Raw genomic sequence first — 1,313 nt, 5'->3', positions numbered from 1 at the left:
GTGGGGTCCAGGGGGACGACGGCCATGCGGTAGCGCATGCCGAGCTTCTTGCGGGCCAGTGCGGTGGCGGCCCTGACCTTGACGTAGGGGTCGAGGGGGTCCATGAACAGCTCGGCCGGGTCGTAGCCGGGTTTGCGGTGGATCTCGACGAGCTGCGCGAAGTCGGGCGCGCGGTCGTCGTCGAGCCAGTAGTAGTACGTGAACCAGGCGTCCGGCTCGGCCACGGCGACCAGTTCTCCGGCGCGGGGGTGGTCGAGGTGGTGGGCCTTCTTGCCCTGGTCGTCCAGGATCAGGTCGACGCCGGGCAGGGCTTCGAGGGCGGCGCGGGCTGCGGGGAGGTCCTGGGGGCGGCGCACGTAGACGTGGGCGATCTGGTGGTCGGCCACGGCGAAGGCGCGGGAGGTCATCGGGTCGAGGTACTCCATGCCGTCCTGGGTGTGCACTTCCAGCAGTCCGGCGCGGCGCAGGGCGCGGTTGACGTCGACGGGGCGGGTGACGCGGGTGATGCCGTACTCGGACAGGGCGACGACGGTGCGGCCCTGGGTGCGGGCGTCGTCCAGGAGCGGGGCGAGGGCCGCGTCGAGGTCGGCGGCGGCCTTGAGGGAGCGGGGGTCGTCGGGGCCGTGGCGCTGGAGGTCGTAGTCGAGGTGGGGGAGGTAGCACAGGGTGAGGTCGGGGCGGCGGGTGCGCTGGATGTGGCGGGTGGCGTCGATGATCCACTGGCTGGAGACCAGGCCGGCGCCCGGTCCCCAGAAGTGGAAGAGGGGGAAGGTGCCGAACTTGTGGGTGAGTTCGTCGTGCAGGTCGGCGGGGCGGGTGTAGCAGTCGGGTTCCTTGCGGCCGTCGGCGTAGTAGACGGGGCGGGGGGTGACGGTGATGTCGGTGTCGGCGCCCATGGCGTACCACCAGCAGATGTTGGCGACGGTGTAGCCGGGGTGGGCGCGGCGGGCGGCGTCCCAGAGTCTGTCGCCGGTGACGAGGCCGTTGTGCTGGCGCCAGAGCAGGACGTCGCCGAGTTCGCGGAAGTACCAGCCGTTGCCGACGATGCCGTGCTCGGCGGGCGGGGCGCCGGTGAGGAAGGTGGACTGGGCGGTGCAGGTGACGGCGGGCAGGACGGTGCCGAGGGGGGCGTGGGCGCCGGAGCGGGCGAGCGCCTTGAGGTGGGGCATGTGGTCCAGCAGGCGGGGGGTGAGGCCCACGACGTCCAGGACGAGCAGGGGGGTGGGGCCCTCGGGGCGGGTCATGGCAGCTCCTTGAGGCCGAGATCGGTCAGCAGGTCACGCGCGAGGGTCAGTTCGGCGGCGATGCCGTCG

1 protein-coding gene is annotated in these 1,313 nt (G+C 72.4%); it reads right to left on the bottom strand.

Annotation, left to right across the window (positions count from 1 at the left end; translation table 11 throughout):
* On the bottom strand, positions 1-1,244 hold a 1,244-nt coding region (locus tag ACZ6KF_RS34025), incomplete at its 3' end, for a nucleotide pyrophosphatase/phosphodiesterase family protein (RefSeq protein ID WP_469242036.1).
* Positions 1,245-1,313 lie beyond the last annotated feature (69 nt).

The organism is Streptomyces sp. NPDC046379 (assembly GCF_055587785.1).
This window is presented reverse-complemented; position numbering and strand designations above follow the sequence as displayed.